The organism is Kocuria sp. UBA5001 (assembly GCF_002398425.1).
In the GTDB taxonomy this organism is placed as follows: Bacteria; Actinomycetota; Actinomycetes; order Actinomycetales; family Micrococcaceae; genus Kocuria; species Kocuria salsicia.
Genome location: NZ_DGYR01000009.1, coordinates 382,106 through 399,428, shown reverse-complemented (window position 1 = coordinate 399,428; position 17,323 = coordinate 382,106). Strand labels below are relative to the sequence as shown.

Genomic DNA, 17,323 nt, shown 5'->3' with positions numbered 1-17,323 from the left:
CCGTTCTGAGCCGCATCCGGCGTGCCGTTCTCGAGCGGCGGCTGGGCGTTCTGCTCACCGGGCTCCTGTGCGGGGTTCTCGGTCATGGCTTCTCCTTGGCTGGGTCGGGGACCGCTGGGGTCCACGGGGTGCGTTCGGTGTCGGTCATCCTACGCGGGGCGTCCGACACACTCACGGCCTGTGGCAGGGCCCGCGACAGGTCGGGCGCCACGTCCTGCATGTCAGTGGGCCACACGTCCTGCCGCAGGTCACGCGGACGGTCCCCCGGTGCCCCGGACCGCAGCGCGAACCGGCAGCCGCCGCGCCGGCCGCCGCGCGGCGTCGTCGCCCCACGGCTCCTCAGCGCACGATGCTGCGGGTGGTGCCGTCCTCCCGGCGGGTCCAGCCCTTCGCATCGAGGTGCTCGAGCAGCGGGATCGCCACCCGGCGTGTGGTCCCCCACGCCTGCCGCGCCTGGCTCGTGGTGAAGGGCTGCGGGAGGCGGGCGAGCTCGCGCATGGCGAGCGCGGGGGCAGTGGGCAGCAGAACGACGTCGCCGGGCAGCCTCAGCAGCCGGCCAAGCCGCTGCGCCGCGGCCAGTTCGCGGGATCCCAGTCCCAGGTCGTCGAGCTCGTAGGCCTCGGGCGCAGCAAAGGGGGTGGCGCGCAGCCTGTCCTCGAGTGCGGCCACGGCGGTCTCGGCCGCGCCCAGCCCGCCCCCGTGACCGGGCACGAGCAGGTACCCGTCCCGTTCCTCCAGACCGGCACGGGTCACGACGGCGCGCAGCACGTGGGCGGCGGGCTCCCCCAGTGCGGTGGCCGCGGCACCGCGGGAGAGTCCCGGGGCCAGGGGCTCCCGCGCACGCAGGGCCGCCACGGCGTCGCGCAGCTCGCGAGCCCACCGGTCCAGGTGCGGGGTGTGGATCCACCATCCGTCCGTGACCAGCACGGGCGAACCGGCGGGTGCGGCCTCGGCGGGGAATCCGAGCAGCCGCAGCCGGGCGGCAGAGACCGCGCCGTACTTGACCGTCTCGGCCACGGGGTCCCCGTGCTCGGGAATCTCCGCGAGCCGCGCCGCCTCCCGCGACGCGGCACCGCGGCGGTTTAGAGCCGGGGGGTCCACGTCCAGCACGCGAGCACCACCGAGCGCCACGCGCGCCCCCGGGCTGCGGAGCACCAGCCGCTCCCCCGGCACCAGCGTCAACGGGTGGTCGAGCTGCAGGCGGGCGTGCTCGGCGTCCAGCGGTCGCAGCCGCGCGCCCACCCCGGCCGTTCCGGCGTGCACCACCACCTGCTCCGGGACCTCCGTGAAGGGCTCCCCGCGCTCCCTCCTCACCTCCAGGACGTCGGTGACCGGCCAGGCCCGCGGGGTCAGCAGCGTGTCCCCGCGGTGGATCGTGTCCTTGCTCGTGCCGCGCAGGTTCACGGCCACGCGGTTCGTTGGCCCGATCTCCGGCACGGACGTGTTCTGGCTCTGCAGGGAGCGCACCGTGACGTCCTGCTCCCCCGCGGCCCCGCGCAGCACCATGCGGTCCCCCGCGCGCAGGGTGCCCGCCGTGAGCGTCCCCGTGACCACGGTCCCAGCGCCCGAGATGGTGAACGTCCTGTCGATCCACAGCCGCACGCGCGCGTCCGGGTCAGGAGCGGGAACGCGGGCCAGCACGTCGTCGAGCGCGGTGCGGAACCGGTCGAGCCCCGTGCCGTCCTGCGCGGACACGACGACGGCGGGGGCCTCGGCGAGTCCCGTTCCCGCCAGTTCCGCGCGGGCCTGGGCCACGACGTCGGCCACCCGCTCCGGCGCGCGGTCCGCCTTGGTGACCACGATCAGCCCGTCGCTGATCCCCAGGGCCGCCACGGCGTCCCGGTGGTCGCCGGACTGCTCCTGCCAGCCCTCGTCGGCGGCCACCACGAAGCACACCACGGGTGCCGGTCCCACACCGGCAAGCATGTTGCCGAGGAAGCGCTCGTGCCCGGGGACGTCCACGAACGCCACGTGCCGCCCCGAGGGCAGCGCGGTCCAGGCGAAGCCGAGGTCGATGGTGAGCCCGCGCTGCCTCTCCTCGTCCCAGCGGTCCGGCTCAATACCCGTCAGCACCCGCACGAGCCTGCTCTTGCCGTGGTCCACGTGACCGGCGGTTGCCACCACGTACATCAGCGCAGTCCCTCCAGCGCGGCGCGCACGGCGTCGGTCAGTGCGGCGTCGTCCGCCTCCGGGATGCAGCGCAGATCCACGAGGCACGCGCCGTCGTGCACGCGCGGCAGCACCGCGGGGGTGCCCAGCCGCAGCGCCTCGGCGGCCGCTTCCGGCAGTCGCACCGCCCAGCCCGGCAGAGGCACCCCCGGTGCGCCGCCCCCGCCCACGCGGCCGTCATGCGGGACCGCCTCCGCGCCGACCACGCTGGCCAGTGCCTCCGCGCGCTCGCGCAGCCGCTCGGGGTCCGCGTGCAGGGACCGGGCGACGGGAGTGGGCCCGCCGCGCAGCGTGGCCTCCAGCGCCGCCAGGGTGAGCTTGTCCGCACGCACCGCCCGGGCCAGGGAGAAACGCGCCAGGCGGGTGATCGTCTCCGCGCGGCCCAGCAGCAGACCGGCCTGGGGCCCGCCGAAGAGCTTGTCCCCGCTCGCGATCACCGCGTCCGCCCCGGCCTCCAGTGCTTCGGACAGGCTCGGCTCGTCCGGGAACGCGGGGTCCGGGGTGAGCAGCCCGCTGCCCACGTCCACGACCAGCGGCACGCCGTGCTCGTCCGCGAGCGCCCGCAGCTCGCGCAGCGGCACCGAGGAGGTGAAGCCGGCCACCCGGAAGTTGCTGGGGTGCACCTTCAGCAGGCACCCGGTGTCCGGGCCGAGGGCGTCGCGGTAGTCGGCGAGGTGCGTCCGGTTGGTGGTGCCCACCTCGCGCAGCCGTGCGCCCGTGGACTCCATGAGGTCCGAGAGCCTGAACCCCGCGCCTATCTCCACGAACTCGCCGCGGCTGATGACCACCTCGCGGCCCGCGGCGAGCGCGGTGGTGGCGAGCACGAGGGCAGCCGCGCCGTTGGTCACGACGAGCGCGTCCTCGGCGGCCGGGCACGCCTCCAGCAGCGCCTGGCGCGCCCCGACCCCGCGCTTCGAGCGCTGCCCGGACCGCAGGTCGAGCTCCACGTCCACGTAGCCGGAGGCGTCGAGCACCGCCTGCCGGGCGGCGTCCGAGAGCGGGGCCCGGCCGAGGTTGGTGTGCACGACCACGCCGGTGGCGTTGAGCACCGGGGTCAGGGAGCTCGGGCCCTGGGCCGTCAGCGCGGCGACGACGGCGCCCACCACGTCCTCCGGGGCGATCTCCCCCGCGCGGGCACGGTCCTGGGCGGCGACGACGGCGCGGCGCACGGCGGCGTCCGCCAGTCCGGTCCCGGCGCGCACCACCTCGGGCTCCGCGAGGACGCGGTCCGTGCGAGGGATCCGGCGGCGGGGGTCCTGAGTGCTCACGGTGCTCCTGGGATCTCGACGGTGGCAGCGGTGCCGTGGATGGTTCTCGTGCGTGCGGTCTCGTGGCCGTGCCGGGCATGGTCACCCAGGCCGCGACGGGGGCGGTCACCCGGGCCGTGCCGGGTGTGCTTGCTCAGTACGCGGCGAGCATGGTGACTCGGGCCGCGGGCGGGCGTGCGCACGGGACCGGCTGCAGGGGCCTTGCCGGGCACGGCGGCGTCGCCGTCCCGGACGTGCCTGCACCCAACGGTGGCGGAGGCGGACGGGAATCGAACCCGCCAGACCGAGGTGCTCGGTCTCACCGGTTTTGAAGACCGGGGCGCCCACCAGGACACGTACGCCTCCGCCAGCGAATGTATCACCGGCCCCGGACGCCCCGAGCCGCCCCGCCCGCTGATCGCCGCGGCACGAGCACCGCGGGAGAGCGTGTCCGCGGCCGTTCCTACACTGGGCCCATGAGCAACTCCCCCGCGTCCCCGTCCGTCTCCGACCCCGATTCCACATCCGGCACCGGCCGGCTCACGAGCTACGCCCACGGTGGAGGCTGCGCGTGCAAGATTCCCCCGGGAGAGCTGGAGGACGCGGTTCGCGGACTGACCGGTCAGAACGCGCCGGGCGTCCTGGTGGGGCTGGACGACGGCGACGACGCCGCGGCCGTCCTCGTGCGCCCGGACCTCGCTGTGCTCTCCACGGCGGACTTCTTCACCCCCGTGGTGGACAACGCGTACGACTGGGGGCGGATCGCCGCCGCCAACGCCCTCTCGGACGTCTACGCCATGGGCGGCACCCCGGTCGTCGCGATCAACCTGGTGGGCTGGCCGCGCGAGCTGCTGCCGATGGAGCTGATGTCGGAGGTGCTCCAGGGTGGACTGGACGTGGCCCAGCTGGCGGGCTGCCCGGTGATCGGCGGGCACTCGATCGACGCTCCGGAGCCCACGTACGGCATGGCCGTCACGGGCACAGCGGACCCGCAGCGCCTGATGCGCAACGACGCCGCCCGGGCCGGTCTGCCGATCACCCTCACCAAGCCGATCGGCGTGGGGTTGCTCAACAACCGCCACAAGACCACCGGTGAGATCTTCCCTGCGGCCATCAAGACCATGACGTCACTGAACAAGTCGGCGTCCGAGGCGGCACTGGCCGCCGGGGCGGAGGCCGCCACGGACGTCACCGGCTTCGGCCTGCTGGGCCACCTCTACAAGATGTGCCGGGCCTCCGGCGTGGGCGCCACAATCGACGCCGCCGCCGTTCCCCTGGTCGACGGCGCGGCGGAGGCCCTGCGGGACGGCTTCGTCTCCGGCGGCACCCGCCGCAACCTGGACTGGGTGCGTCCCTCCCTCACCGCCGGGGCCGACGTCCCGGAGGAGACACTCCTGCTGCTCGCGGACGCCCAGACCTCCGGCGGGCTTCTGGTGATCGGCGAGGTCCCGGGATACCCGGTGATCGGCGAGACCACCGTGCTTCCGGAGGCGGCGCAGACCTTCGTCACCGTGCGCTGAGGCGTGAGCTTAACCGAGGGTGCGGCGCCTGCTCGTCCGCGCCACCGCAGCACGCGGTGAAGAGACCGTTGCGGTGGCGGCGGGCGCACCATCCGGCGGCAGCCGCGCGGAAGCGTGGTCTCAGCCCTCCGGGTGCTGCGGGCCCGTGGTGATCGAGTCGTCGGTGATACCCGCCGCGCGCCGCTTGTTGAGGCGGTTGCGCTGCGGGATCACCGTGTACTTGGGGTCCTTCACGGACTCCTTGCCGGCCCAGAAAACGCCGAAACGGGTGAGCGCCGAGGACGTCATCAAGGCGGCGCCGGAGACCGCGGCGACCCAGCGGCGTCGTCCGCCGAGCAGCGCGCCGAGACCCCCGAGGATCGAGAGCCGTTCGCTCCACTCCAGCCACTCACCGGGCTTGCCCTGTTCCAGGGGCTCCACCGTCACGGGATCCATCTCACCCTTCATCACGTGCATGGCCACGAGTTCACCGGCCACACCGGCCACCGCGAAGAAGCGCGCGGGCCCCGTCTCTGACGTGGGTGTGGTGAGCAGGATCAGCCCGCCCGAGGCCAGGGATGCCGAGGACGCGAACACGAACGCCAGGTGGCCGTGCATCTCGTGCCACGTGGGCACAGAGGTGTCGCTGAGCAGTATGGCCGTGTACGTGGCCATGGGCGCCCCGAGCAGACCGGCGGCCACACTCGTGGGAAGTTCCAGCGCGTGCAGCACGGGGCGCAGCGGGCCCAGCGGCAGGCGCTCTCCCGTCATGCGGTCCAGCTCCACGGCCGCGGCCACCCCCGCGTTCGTGGAGAACGTCGCGAGCACCCACGAGCCCACGCTCATGGGAGAGGTGGGCTTGAACGTGCGCATCATGTGCAGGAAGCGCTCCGGGCGCCCGAGGTCTGCCACCAGTGCGATGCCGCCCAGCCCAGCCGCGGTCAGCGCCGCCAGCCGACCGTTGCGGCGCATGGCGGACCTGCCCGTGAGGCAGCCGCCGAGCGCCAGGATCGCGGAGCCGCCGGAGAGCCCTCCCAGGAACAGGTACGTGGCGATCTTCGAGTCCCACGGCGGGGCCTTCACGATCGGACGGCCGTAGTAGGAGGTGAACTCCGGCTCGGGCACCATGGCCACTTCGCGGGAGCCGTCCCCACCACCGCGGCGGAAGGCACCCCCGCCGGCGGGCCGGTTGCGGCGCCGCCGCTTGCGGTGGGGCTCCTCGGGCGGGCGGTAGCTGTCGTAGGGCGAGATGCTCATGCGCGGTCACCCGCCGTGAAGGCCACCGCACCCAGCGCCAGCATCCCCAGCACCGCGGCGCCCGCCCGCTTGTACATGCGCGGCAGGTCCGCGGTGGGCACGCGGGGATCCGGCGGCAGGCCGTAGACCTCCGGCTCGTCGAGCAGCAGGAAGATGGAGCCCGTGCCGCCCACGCCGTCCCTGGGGTTTGCGCCGTACAACCGCGCCTCGGTCCTGCCCTGCTCGTGCAGCTGGGTCACGCGGTGCTGGGCGGTCTCGAGCATGCTCTCCCGCTCGCCGTACTTGATGGACGTGGTGGGGCACGCCTGCGCGCACGCCGGGGTCTGGTCGTTCTTCATGCGGTCGTAGCACAGCGTGCACTTCTGGGCGATGCCGTCCTGCGGGACCTTCACGGTGTCCGGCATGGGCGGGGCGCCGCGCTGAGTCTTGGGCTCCACGAGACCGTCGTTGCGGCGCTCGATCACACCGAACGGGCACCCGGCCACGCACGTGCCGCAGCCGTTGCAGATGTCCTCCTGCACCACCACCGTGCCGAACTCCGTGCGGAACAGCGCCCCCGTGGGGCAGACGTCCAGGCAGCCGGCGTGGGTGCAGTGCTTGCACACGTCCGAGGACATGAGCCAGCGGAAGTCCGGGGTGTCCAGCACGGGCGAGTCGTCCGCGTCCGTGCCGTGCGTGCCGCGGGTCGACGACGCCGCGGCGCCACCGCCGCAGCCACCCCCCGAGCCGCAGCCCAGGGGCGCGGTGACGCCCGGCGTGGACTGCGACGAGCACGCGCACCCGGGCCCCGCCGCGTCGGCGTCGACCGGGTCCGGAGTGGAACCGCACGCGCACGCGCCCGAGCCGCACGCCCCGCCCTGCGAAGCGGTGGCCGCCGCCGCGGCGTCGGCCCCGGTTGCGGAGCCGCATGCGCACCCACCGGACGACGGCGCGGGCGACGTCGCAGGGGGTCCCACCCGCGGCATCCCCAGGCTCACGAGGGCGCGCCCGGACTCCCGGGCCTCCTCGATCCGCTCGTGGGACTGCTCGATGAACGCGACGTGGCGCCATGTGTCCGCGCCGAGCCCGCCCGTGTTGTCGTAGGAGGAACCGAGGATCTGGTAGTCCGAGTCCGCGGGGTTGCGGTTCCACTCCTTGCACGCCACCTCGCAGGCCTTGCAGCCGATGCAGATGGAGGTGTCCGTGAAGAACCCGCGCCGCGGGTGGGAGTGCTCCCAGAAGGTGTCATCCTCGAAGGCCGAGGTGGGCGTCATCCGGTCCGTGCTCACGTGTCCTCTTCCTGGTCCGCGGGGTGGTCTTCCGGGTGCACCCCCGGGCGGTAGGCCGTGGACCGGCCAGCGGTGTCACCGCTGTCGCGTGCCCGCAGCGGATCCTGGTTGAGCTCCCGCTCGGGATCCGTGATGCGCTCCATGCCCGTGCGCACCGTGAGGCCCGCCCGCTGCTGGTACTCCCGCACCAGCTCGTTGCGCCGCGCACCGCGCGGCCGCCGCCCGGGGAGGATGTCGCACGAACCCGTCTTGAAGTTCTGGATCTGCACGTTGGGGTCCAGCGTGATGCCCAGCAGGTCGTTCGCCCCGTCACCGGTGACCACCGCGTCCGTGCCCGCACCCCAGTGGTACGGCAGGCCGATCTGGTGGATGGTCTTGCCCGCCACGGTCAGCGGGGTCATGCGGTCCGTGACCAGGACCCTGACCTCGATGGCCGAGCGCGGCGAGACGATGGTGGCCCACCCGTAGGGCTCCAGCCCCTTCAGCTGCGCGAGCTCCGGCGAGATCTCGCAGAACATCTCGGGCTGCAGCTCGGAGAGGTACGGCAGCCACCGGCTCATGCCGCCGGCCGTGTGGTGCTCCGTGAGCCGGTACGTGGTGAACATGAACGGGTAGACGTCCGTGCCTGGTGCGTCACCGCTGGCCGCGGAGAGGTTGTCCTCCCGCGGGAACATCACCCGGGTGGGGTTCTGCTGCTGCGCGTACAGCGGATTGGCAACCGGGGACTCCTGCGGCTCGTAGTGCGTGGGCAGGGGCCCGTCCAGCATGCCCTTGGGCGCGAAGAGCCAGCCCTTGCCATCCGCCTGCATGATGAACGGGTCGTTGCCCGCCAGGCCGTCAGGCCCGGCGACGTCCGGTCCCGGCCGCGCCGAGGGGTCCCTGTCCACGGGGAAGTCCGGATTGTCCTTTCCCGTCCAGCGCCGGCTCTCCTCGTCCCACCACACGAGCTTCTTGCGCTCGCTCCACGGTCTGCCCTGCGGGTCCGCGGAGGCGCGGTTGTAGAGGATGCGGCGGTTCGCGGGCCAGGCCCACGCCCACTGCGAGGCGATCTCGTCCTGCTGCCACCCCGGAACACGCATGGCCGCCCGGTTGACGCGGTCCGCGTAGATGCCCGCGTAGATCCAGCACCCACCGGACGTGCTGCCGTCCGCGGTCATCTGGCCGTAGCTGCTCAGGGGCTCCCCTGCGTCCTCTCCGGTCTCGAATCGGCCGTTGATCTCGGCCAGCACGGAGACCGGATCGATCTCACCCTGCTCGTCCAGCGGGTAGTTCCACGTGAGGTCGAGCAGGGGACGGTCCCGCGCATCCTCGGAGTCCGCGAGCCGCTGCCGGATGCGCTTGCCGAGCTCGAAGAAGAACTCCAGCTCGCTCTGCGCGTCCCCGGGCGGGGTGACGGCCTGGTGGCGCCACTGCACGAGCCGCTGGGTCTGGGTGAACGAGCCTGACTTCTCCACGTGCGTGGCCGCGGGCATGAAGAAGACCTCGGTCTGGATGTCCTCGGTCTTCAGCTCCCCCGAGGCGATCTCCGGGCCGTCCTTCCACCACGTGGCGGACTCGATCATGTTCAGGTCCCGCACCACGAGCCACTTCAGGTGGGACATGCCCAGCCGCTGCATCCGTCCGTTGGCCGAGCCCACGGCGGGGTTCTGCCCCAGGAGGAAGTAGCCCTCCACCTTGTCCTCGAGCATGGCCATGAGCGTCTGGTAGGTGCCGTGGGCACCGTTGATGCGGGGGATGTAGTCGTACGCCCACTCGTTCTCGGCCGTGGCGGCATCGCCCCACCACGCCTTCAGCAGGTTGACGGCGTACGCCTCTGCGTTCGCCCAGTAGCCCTTCTGCTCCGTGGTGCGGATGCCGTCCACGTAGTCGGAGAACGACTGCTGGGTCACCGAGGGCATGGGCAGGTAGCCGGGCAGCAGGTTGAACAGGGTGGGGATGTCGGTGGAGCCCTGGATGGTCGCGTGCCCGCGCAGCGCCATGATGCCGCCACCGGGCCGGCCCATGTTGCCCAGCAGCAGCTGCAGGATGGACGCGGTGCGGATGAACTGGGCTCCCAGCGTGTGCTGGGTCCAGCCCACCGCGTACGCGAAGCACGTGGTGCGGTCCCGTCCGGAGTTCTCCGTGACGGAGCGTGCCAGGTACTCGAAGTCCGCCTCCGAGATGCCACACGCCTCCCGCACCATCTGCGGCGTGTACCGCGCATAGTGGCGCCTGAGGATCTGGAACACCGTGCGCGGGTGCTGCAGGGTCTCGTCCCGCACTGAAGCGCCCCCGCCCACGGGTGCGCCGCCGCTGCCGAACTTGTCGCCACCGGCCTCGGCCCGCTGCTTGGCACCCTTGGCGTGCTCGTGCTCGACGCCGAAGACGTGGTTGTCGACGCCGCGGCCCGCGGCGTCGTCGGACGCCTCTCCGCGGGAGTCCTGCCCCTCGGAGTCCTCGGTCTGGTACGCCCACGACTTCAGGTGGTAGCCGCCGCTCTCCTCGTCGTAGCCGGAGAACAGTCCGTCCAGGTCCTCGGCGTCCTCGAAGTCCTCGCTGATCAGGTTGGAGGCGTTCGTGTAGTTGACCACGTAGTCGTGGAACCAGAGGTCGTTGCTCAGCACGTGGTTGATGAGCGCACCGAGCAGCACGATGTCCGATCCCGCCCGGATGGGCAGGTGCTTGTCAGCGACCGCGGAAGTGCGTGTGAAGCGCGGGTCCACGTGGATGACCCTGGCACCGCGCGCCTTGGCCTCCGTGACCCACTGGAAGCCCACGGGATGGCACTCGGCCATGTTGGAGCCCTGGATCACGATACAGTCGGCGTTGGCCATATCCTGCAGGGACTGGGTCGCGCCACCGCGACCGAACGAGGTTCCCAGACTGGGAACCGTGGCGGAGTGTCAAATCCGGGCCTGGTTCTCGATCTGCACCGCCCCTGCCGCGGTGAACAGCTTCTTGATCAGGTAGTTCTCTTCGTTGTCCAGCGTGGCGCCGCCCAGGGACGCGATGCCCATGGTGCGCCGCAGCGGACGGCCGTCCTCGTCCGCGTCCTGCCAGCCTCGGCGTCGGGATTCGAGGAAGCGGTCCGCGATCATGTCGATCGCGGTGTCAAGCTCCAGGGGCTGCCACTCCGAGGCGCCGGGCGCCCGGTAGAGCATCTGGGTCTGGCGGCCCGGGGAGTTCACGAGCTGCTCGCTCGCGGAGCCCTTGGGGCACAACCGCCCGCGGGAGATCGGCGAGTCCGGGTCACCCTCGATCTGGATGACGCGCTCGTCCTTGACGTACACCTTCTGTCCGCAGCCCACCGCGCAGTAGGGACAGATGCTCTGCACCACCCGGTCCGCCGTGGCGGTGCGGGCGGTGAGGTCACGGGTGTGCTGGGACTCCACCGCAGAGCTGCGGCCGGTGCGGTCCCCCGTGCGGAGCTGGCGGATGACCGGCCACTCCAGGGGGCTGAAACGAGTCATGGGAACAGGATAGACCTCCGCCCGGACACGGTTGCGCACCACGTGTTTCCCGTGTCCACTCCCCGCGGGGCGCCGACCGCCGCGTCCGGAGTGATCGACGACGCCGCGGCGTCCGGTCACCCGGGCGGGTGCCCCCTCCGCTGCTGGAGAGGGCACCCCCGGACGGTCAGTCCTCGTCCACCAGGGGATCGGAGCTGTCGAAGCCTGCGTCCTCGAGGGACTCGTTGACCTCCTCGTCAGCCTGCGGGTCGTCGATCATCCGCTCGACCTCCGGGTCGGTGAGCTCCGGGTCCGTACCCGGCTCAACCATGAGGTCCTCGTCGTCCGCGAGCTGCCGGGCGTCCGCGCCCTCGGGGTGCTTCAGGGGGTCGTCGTCCTGGCCCCACTGGGCGTCGTCCTCCTCCCAGGCGTCGTCCTCGTCCCCCGAGGTCTCGGAGAACTCGTCCTTGCCGAGGATCTCGTTGTGCACCTCGGGATCGTCCAGCGGGTTGGGGTCCGGGATGGGCTGCGTCATGGTTGCTCCTTCGCGGGATCTGGAGCCGCGTGCTGTCACGGGCACCGCCAGACTACGGCGCCGTGCGCGCCACCTCCACCGCCCCGGCGGAGGTTCGCCGCGGGCGGGTCCGAGACCGGTGCCGTACCGCTCAGGGACCGTTTCGACGCCTGGAAGCTGGTGGCACGACGTCGACACGGCCGCGTTGCATCACTTTGCATCTATATGGTGGTTGAGTTGGGGCACTCCGCTCCTCCGGCGGAGTCCCGCACCACTGCGGGTCAAGGACTCGCCGAGAGGCCCGCCATGCCCAGGACATGCCACGCCGTCGTCATCCCCACGCTGCTCGTGCTCGCCCTCGGCGGGCTCACGGCGTGCGGTTCGCAGTCCGCGCAGGAGCCGCAGGCGACGTCGACCGCCGCCCGCAACGCGCCCACCTCGGGCATCCGCTCGCAGGCCCCGACGACGACGCCGTCCACCCTCGACGGCACCCGGCCCGCCACCCAGCCCACGGCACAACCGAGCAACGCGCCCAACGGTGCGGACGAGGAGGCGACGTCGTCGGCCACACCGGAACTGTCCGGGTCCTGCGGCACCGACAGTGCCACGAAGGCCGTCGACGACAACCTCGACAAGGTGCCCGGAGTGGACGATCCCTCGATGTGGACCATTGACGATCTGGGCACCTACGACCCGTGCGCCGCGCTCTCATGGGTGACCCTGTCCGGAGGCGGGACGGGCTCCTCCATCCGACAGCAGATGCTCTTCCACGACGGCGACTACCTGGGCACCACGACGGCCACCCCCATCGGCTTCCACCCCGCCACGGTGCGACTGTCCGACTCCTCCATCCAGGTCACCTACACGTACAACCGCGGCAACGAGAGCAACGCAGAAGCCAGCGGCCGCGCCGTCTCCGTCTACAGCTGGAACCCGGACACCGAGTCCATTGACCACTCCGGCGAGTGGCCCCCGGGCATCGGCTGACACCCCCCGACGGCCGTGACACCGTGTTTTCCTTTGCACAGTCGCGCCTGAGACCCCATGGAGGAACCAGGTCGCCACACCGGTGGCCGTACGGAAAACACCCAAGGAGTCACTTCATGGGACGCCTCACTCGTCTTTCCACCCGCACCACCGCCGCAGCCGCAGGAGCACTTCTGCTGGCCGGTGGCATTGCAGGCCCGGCATTGGCCTCGGGGCAGGCATCCGAGGCCGCGACGTCGTCCTCCGCCGCGTCCGACTGCGGCCTTGAGACCGGTCACCAGGCTGCACAGCGCTGGATCCCCGTGCTGACCCCGCCGTTCGGCGCGGACCACGAGGACCAGGGCGCGTGGGACGCCAAGAACGTGGACACCTCCACCTACGACCAGTGCGCGGAGCTGTCCTGGATCACGGTGCAGACCGAGGGCGCCACGGCCTCCTCCCCGAGCACCATCATGCTCTTCCACAAGGGCGCCTATCTGGGCACCGCAACCAACGGCTCCTTCGGGTTCGCCCCGGATGTGGCCCGCGTGGACGATTCCACGCTGGACGTGACCTTCCACTACCCGCAGGCCGGCGACAGCAATGCCGACCCGCGCGGCCAGGCGACCTCCACGTACTCGTGGGACCAGGCCACCGGGACGCTCACCCAGGAGGGCCAGCTGCCTCCCCACCTGAACTCCTGATCCTCCCCGTGGCAAGGGCGCCGGAGCGCCTGACGCCCTGCATGTCGGGGCCGTCCACCGGACACCGGTGGGCGGCCCCGACGTCGTGCCTGCACCGTTGTCTCCCCCCAGACGCACAGGTTTGGTCCGCGCTCGACAGGGGCAGCACCCTGGCCAGGGACCAGGAATGCCCGCTCGGCAGGAACGACCACCTGCGAACGGCTCGCGAAGGTCATCGAAACGCAGCCCCTTTCCCGTGTTTTCTATTGCACACATGCGGTCGAGCCCCAGTGCGGCAACAGGTCGTCGAGTGACGGCCGTACGGAAAACGCCAAGGGAGTCACGTCATGGGACACCTCACACGCCTTTCCACTCGCACCGCCGCCGCCATAGCCGGAGCACTGCTGCTCGCCGGAGGTCTCTCCGCTCCCGCCCTCGCATCGGGTGCGGGCTCGCAGGACGTGGCGCCGCCCACGGCACAGACAGCCGCCGACCCCTGCCTCGACGACTCCAACGAGTACGCCGTGCAGCAGGCGGCAAAACTGCTGCCCCCGCCCTACGGCCCGGACGTGCCGAACGCACCGGGCTGGGCCGTCGACCAGGCTGACGCGTCCACCTACAGCGGCTGCGAGGGCCCCTCCTGGGTCTCCCTGACCGTGGCCGGTGCGACGGCGTCCTCACCGCAGACGATCGTGCTCTTCTCCCACGGCCGGTACCTGGGCACCGCGTCCGCGACGCACTTCGGTTTCGAGCCCAAGGTCGAGCGCGTTGACGACGCCACCCTGCGGGTCACATACCGCTTCCCCATCGAGGGGGACGCCAACGCGGCACCCCGGGGCCGAGCCGTCTCCGAGTTCCACGACGACGCCGCCTCGGGTCGTGTGGTGCACACCGGTGAGTTCCCGCCGCGGGATGCCTGACCAGCACCACCCCAGCGGTTCGACAGTTCCCCGGGTGACGAAGGACGAGGGCCGACCAGACCGCTGGTCGGCCCTCGTCGTTCCGACAGTGTCCGGCGGACATCTGCTTCCCGGCCCCGCGTGTGAGCTGTGGCACGATGACTGCGAGGGGTACGACGCCGTCGAGGGAGGAACCGTGGAACTGGTGCGCACGCTCGTGACCGCCGCCGCGGGCTCCTACGGCGCGAACTGCGCGCTGGGCACGGCCGCGGCGCTCGGCTGGGTGGACACGTCCCCCTTCCGGTGGGTGCACCACGCGCTGTACGTGAGCACGTCCTCGCTCACCGCGGCCGCCGTGGTGGCGGGGCTGCGGGAGGGGTCGACGACGGCGTTCGCCCTGGTCCCCGCGCTCGTCCCCCTCGTCCTGCTGCAGCGCCACGGCGCCCGCCCGCTGCCACGCCACACGCGGGACGCCCTCGCGGCGGCACCGTGCTACGCGGCCGGCCTCGCGCTGGCCTGGAGGTGAACCATGGAGTTCCTGGACGCTGTCTTCAACCGCAGGACCACCAACGGCCCGTTCCGCCCGGATCCGGTGAGCCCCGAGCACCAGCAGCTGCTGATCCGCGCGGCCGCGGCGGCGCCGTCCCAGTTCAACAGCCAGCCGTGGCGGTTCGTGCTGGTCGAGGACAGGGAGACCATCGGGACGATCGCCCGCATCAGCGGCGAGAGCATGACCGAGGTGATGGGCGCGGGAACGTTCTTCGACCGGTACAAGAAGTACTTCCGCTTCAGCCAGAAGGAGATGGACACCCTGCGCAGCGGCATGCTCTTCGACAGGCTGCCCGCCCTGTTGCGCCCGTTCACCTCCCGGGCGTTCACGCCGTCCGGGCAGAAGCTCATGAACCGGTTGCGGGTGCCGCAGACCCTCGGCGAGGAGAACCGCAAGCTCGTTGCCGGTTCCCCGCTGCTGCTCGGCGTGATGCTGGAGCGCGGGGAGTACCGGCCTGAGGAGCTCTCGGGCTTCTACTCCGTGTTCAGCATGGGCGCGGCCATGGAGAACCTGTGGCTGACCACCGTGGAACTGGGCATGGGCATCCAGTTCGTCTCCTTCCCCATGGAGGCACCGCACCAGTGGGCGCGGATCGTGGAGCTGCTCGATGTCCCGGAGGACCTGGAGCTCATGGCCGTGTACCGGCTGGGCTACGTCCCCGAGAGCACGCACCGACCCGCGATCGACTGGTCCAGCCGCGAGCGCAAGCACCCCTCCCAGTTCGTCTTCCGGGAGACCTGCGCCACGCCGCAGTTGGGGTGGGACGAGGACTCCCGCCCCGGTACGACCTGACCCCGGCCCGGTCTGCCCCCTTCTTGCACCGGCCCCCGGATCAGCCCGACCCACGGGCAAGTCGGGTCCACGCGTCAGTCGGGGTCGCGGGTCAGTCCGTTCCCCGGTGCACCGCCAGGACGCGGAAGAAACGCTGGCCGCGCACCCGCCACCCGGGCGGCATGAGCGCGGCCAGCTCGCCCGGTGTGCGGCTGCGCCGGATGGACAGCAGCCCGTCGAAGCGCACGAAGGTGCGGGCACGAGCCAGCGGCAGGGTGGCCGCCCAGTAGATGAGCCATGCCAGGCGTGAGCGCCGCAGGTCGTTGTGCACCGCGATTCCGCGGGCCAGGAGCGCGGAGTCCTCCAGCAGTCCGGTCAGGTCGGCCGCCTCCAGGTGGTGCAGCACGTGGTTGGAGAGCACGGCGTCGTACCGCTCCCCCGCTGCCACGAGGTCCGCGCTGGACTCCGCCCGGTAGGTGGTTCCCGTCCCGCGGTCGTGAGCTCGGGCCCAGGTGATGGCCCGGGAGTCCGGGTCTATGCCCGTGACCCGCACGTCCAGCGAGTCCCGGGCGGCCCAGCGCGCCACGGCCCGTGCGACGTCGCCGCCCCCGCAGCCCACGTCCAGGACCGCGGCCGGGCGGGACTCCGCCGCCGCGGCACGCAGCACCGGGCGGAGGTCACGCACGTAGACCGCCCTCCAGGAGGCCACGAGCGGGTTGATGACGCCGAACATCCGGTAGGTGGTGTCCAGGGCCCGCGGATCGCACGCGGGATCGTCCATGAGCTCAGGCTCGTTGAGGGCCCGACGGCGCAGCAGCGGGTCCACGGGTCACTCGCCCTGACCGTCGGCGGGCCCGGGCAGCACCCGCAGCAGCGCGCTCTCGATGCTCAGCCCCGGCCCGAACGCCATGGCAGCCACCGCGCCAGGAGCCCCGCGGGCGAGGATCCGCTCCAGCACGAACAGGATGGTGGCACTGCTCATGTTCCCGGCCTCGCTCAGCACGCTCCGGGAGGGTGCCATCTGCTCCTGCGAGAGGCCCAGCCGCGACTGCACCTTGTCCAGGATGCTGCGCCCGCCCGGGTGCACCGCCCACTGCGGCACGTGCTCCACTGTCTCGCCCGTGCGGCGCAGCAGCGGGGCCAGCGCATCGGCCACGTGGTCGTCGATGATCCGCGGCACGTACGCGCCCAGGATCATCTCGAAGCCCTCGTCCCCCACGCTCCACGCGAGCTCGTCCTCTCCCACGGGAGCGAGTGCTGTCTCGAAGTCCACCAGTTCCAAGCTCGGCCCCGCGAGAGGGACCTCCCGCGCGCTGACCACCGCGGCGGCCGCACCGTCCGCGAACAGGGCGTTGCCCATGACGGTGTCCGGATCGTTGCGCACGTGCAGGTGCAGTGTGCACAGCTCCAGGCACACCACCAGGACCACGGCCCGCGGGTCCGCGCGGCACGCGGTGGCCGCGGCCCGCAGGGCGGGGAACGCCGCGTTGCAACCCATGAATCCCAGGTGCGTGCGCGTCACGTCCGCGGGCAGCCCGAGATCCTTGGCCACGCGCACGTCCGGGCCCGGCGCGAAGAAACCGGTGCAGGACACGGTGACCACGTGGGTCACGTGCGCCGCCTCGACCGGCGCGCGCTCCAGGGCGGCGCGCGCCACCGAGACGAACATGCGCCGCGCGTTCTCCGTGTAGATCCGGTTGCGCTCGCGCGTGCCCGGGGAGAGCAGCTGACCCTCGGCGGCTGCCACGAACGAGGACGCCGCCGCACCGCCACCTTCCTCGTGCGGACAAACGGTGCCCTCCGGACCCGACGGCACGGCGTCGCCCCGGCGTTGCCGTGCGGCGTCGGCAAGGGTGCCCAGCTCGGGAAGCACGGTGTGGCGTGTGTCCACCCCGGCCGCGCGGAACGTGGCGCGGACCAGGCGGGAGCCCAGCCGCGTCATGCCCGGCTGCTCGGCGAAGACCTCCGCGACATCCTCCTGGCGGATCGTCGTGTCCGGGAGCTCGGTGGCGATCGACAGCATGCGAACAGTCATGGCCCATGGTAGGCACCCTCACAGCGGGCAGGGCCGT

Annotated in this window: 14 protein-coding genes and 1 tRNA gene; 6 read left to right on the top strand and 9 right to left on the bottom strand. The window is 72.0% G+C overall.

From position 1 onward, the window contains the following. Positions 1 to 339: 339 nt before the first annotated feature. The 3 genes from selB to B3G12_RS05815 form a co-directional block, all read right to left on the bottom strand. Positions 340 to 2,130, bottom strand: coding sequence for a selenocysteine-specific translation elongation factor (gene selB, locus B3G12_RS05825; protein ID WP_290499587.1), 1,791 nt, complete (start codon positions 2,128 to 2,130; stop codon positions 340 to 342). Then, the gene (gene selA, locus B3G12_RS05820; RefSeq protein ID WP_144941978.1) at positions 2,130 to 3,437 is read right to left on the bottom strand and encodes an L-seryl-tRNA(Sec) selenium transferase; all 1,308 of its coding nucleotides are present in this window, start codon (positions 3,435 to 3,437) and stop codon (positions 2,130 to 2,132) included. The genes selB and selA overlap by 1 nt, the downstream gene beginning before the upstream one ends. A 250-nt stretch (positions 3,438 to 3,687) precedes the next feature. Next, positions 3,688 to 3,782 (bottom strand) — tRNA-Sec (locus B3G12_RS05815). A 110-nt stretch (positions 3,783 to 3,892) separates the two neighbouring features. Between B3G12_RS05815 and selD the strand changes: the two genes are divergently transcribed. Continuing rightward, on the top strand, positions 3,893 to 4,936 hold the full coding sequence (selD, locus tag B3G12_RS05810; protein WP_290499584.1) for a selenide, water dikinase SelD: 1,044 nt from the start codon (positions 3,893 to 3,895) through the stop codon (positions 4,934 to 4,936). 120 nt (positions 4,937 to 5,056) lie between these two features. Here the strand turns inward: selD and nrfD are convergent, their stop codons facing one another. From nrfD to B3G12_RS05790, 4 genes are all read right to left on the bottom strand, one after another. Continuing rightward, entirely contained in the window at positions 5,057 to 6,172 is a 1,116-nt protein-coding gene (nrfD, locus tag B3G12_RS05805) for an NrfD/PsrC family molybdoenzyme membrane anchor subunit (protein ID WP_144941974.1), read from the bottom strand. After that, complete coding sequence (locus B3G12_RS05800) at positions 6,169 to 7,440, bottom strand: 4Fe-4S dicluster domain-containing protein (protein ID WP_144941972.1); 1,272 nt, start codon at positions 7,438 to 7,440, stop codon at positions 6,169 to 6,171. The genes nrfD and B3G12_RS05800 overlap by 4 nt, the downstream gene beginning before the upstream one ends. After that, on the bottom strand, positions 7,437 to 10,889 hold the full coding sequence (gene fdh / locus B3G12_RS05795; RefSeq protein ID WP_290499581.1) for a formate dehydrogenase: 3,453 nt from the start codon (positions 10,887 to 10,889) through the stop codon (positions 7,437 to 7,439). Before fdh ends, B3G12_RS05800 begins: the two co-directional genes overlap by 4 nt. Positions 10,890 to 11,055: 166 nt before the next feature. Continuing rightward, a complete protein-coding gene (locus B3G12_RS05790; RefSeq protein ID WP_144941966.1) occupies positions 11,056 to 11,403 on the bottom strand; it encodes a hypothetical protein in 348 nt (115 codons plus the stop codon). A gap of 285 nt (positions 11,404 to 11,688) precedes the next feature. Here B3G12_RS05790 and B3G12_RS05785 point away from each other — a divergent pair, with 285 nt between their 5' ends. From B3G12_RS05785 to B3G12_RS05765, 5 genes are all read left to right on the top strand, one after another. Beyond that, positions 11,689 to 12,369, top strand: coding sequence for an LppP/LprE family lipoprotein (locus B3G12_RS05785; RefSeq protein ID WP_290499578.1), 681 nt, complete (start codon positions 11,689 to 11,691; stop codon positions 12,367 to 12,369). Between the two features lie 116 nt (positions 12,370 to 12,485). After that, a complete protein-coding gene (locus B3G12_RS05780; RefSeq protein WP_290499576.1) occupies positions 12,486 to 13,052 on the top strand; it encodes an LppP/LprE family lipoprotein in 567 nt (188 codons plus the stop codon). Positions 13,053 to 13,378: 326 nt separating this feature from the next. Beyond that, positions 13,379 to 13,951, top strand: coding sequence for an LppP/LprE family lipoprotein (locus B3G12_RS05775; RefSeq protein ID WP_290499574.1), 573 nt, complete (start codon positions 13,379 to 13,381; stop codon positions 13,949 to 13,951). Positions 13,952 to 14,126: 175 nt separating this feature from the next. Further along, a complete protein-coding gene (locus tag B3G12_RS05770) occupies positions 14,127 to 14,456 on the top strand; it encodes a hypothetical protein (protein ID WP_144941959.1) in 330 nt (109 codons plus the stop codon). A 3-nt stretch (positions 14,457 to 14,459) separates the two neighbouring features. Further along, positions 14,460 to 15,272 (top strand): nitroreductase family protein, encoded by an 813-nt coding sequence (locus B3G12_RS05765; RefSeq protein ID WP_144941957.1) that lies wholly within the window; start codon positions 14,460 to 14,462, stop codon positions 15,270 to 15,272. A gap of 91 nt (positions 15,273 to 15,363) precedes the next feature. Here B3G12_RS05765 and B3G12_RS05760 read toward each other — a convergent pair whose 3' ends face one another. Both B3G12_RS05760 and B3G12_RS05755 read right to left on the bottom strand, forming a co-directional pair. Beyond that, positions 15,364 to 16,077, bottom strand: coding sequence for a methyltransferase domain-containing protein (locus B3G12_RS05760; RefSeq protein ID WP_145009686.1), 714 nt, complete (start codon positions 16,075 to 16,077; stop codon positions 15,364 to 15,366). 3 nt (positions 16,078 to 16,080) lie between these two features. Next, positions 16,081 to 17,286 carry a type III polyketide synthase gene (locus tag B3G12_RS05755; protein WP_145009690.1) on the bottom strand — a complete coding sequence of 402 codons (1,206 nt, stop codon included), beginning with the start codon at positions 17,284 to 17,286 and terminating at the stop codon, positions 16,081 to 16,083. Positions 17,287 to 17,323 lie beyond the last annotated feature (37 nt).

Excerpts from the sequence above, each read along its gene's own strand:
- B3G12_RS05775 (WP_290499574.1), top strand. The coding sequence starts at position 13,379 with ATGGGACACCTCACACGCCTTTCCACTCGCACCGCCGCCGCCATAGCC.
- B3G12_RS05755 (WP_145009690.1), bottom strand. The coding sequence starts at position 17,286 with ATGACTGTTCGCATGCTGTCGATCGCCACCGAGCTCCCGGACACGACG.
- B3G12_RS05765 (WP_144941957.1), top strand. The coding sequence starts at position 14,460 with ATGGAGTTCCTGGACGCTGTCTTCAACCGCAGGACCACCAACGGCCCG.
- selB (WP_290499587.1), bottom strand. The coding sequence starts at position 2,130 with ATGTACGTGGTGGCAACCGCCGGTCACGTGGACCACGGCAAGAGCAGG.
- selD (WP_290499584.1), top strand. The coding sequence starts at position 3,893 with ATGAGCAACTCCCCCGCGTCCCCGTCCGTCTCCGACCCCGATTCCACA.
- B3G12_RS05785 (WP_290499578.1), top strand. The coding sequence starts at position 11,689 with ATGCCCAGGACATGCCACGCCGTCGTCATCCCCACGCTGCTCGTGCTC.
- B3G12_RS05780 (WP_290499576.1), top strand. The coding sequence starts at position 12,486 with ATGGGACGCCTCACTCGTCTTTCCACCCGCACCACCGCCGCAGCCGCA.
- B3G12_RS05790 (WP_144941966.1), bottom strand. The coding sequence starts at position 11,403 with ATGACGCAGCCCATCCCGGACCCCAACCCGCTGGACGATCCCGAGGTG.
- nrfD (WP_144941974.1), bottom strand. The coding sequence starts at position 6,172 with ATGAGCATCTCGCCCTACGACAGCTACCGCCCGCCCGAGGAGCCCCAC.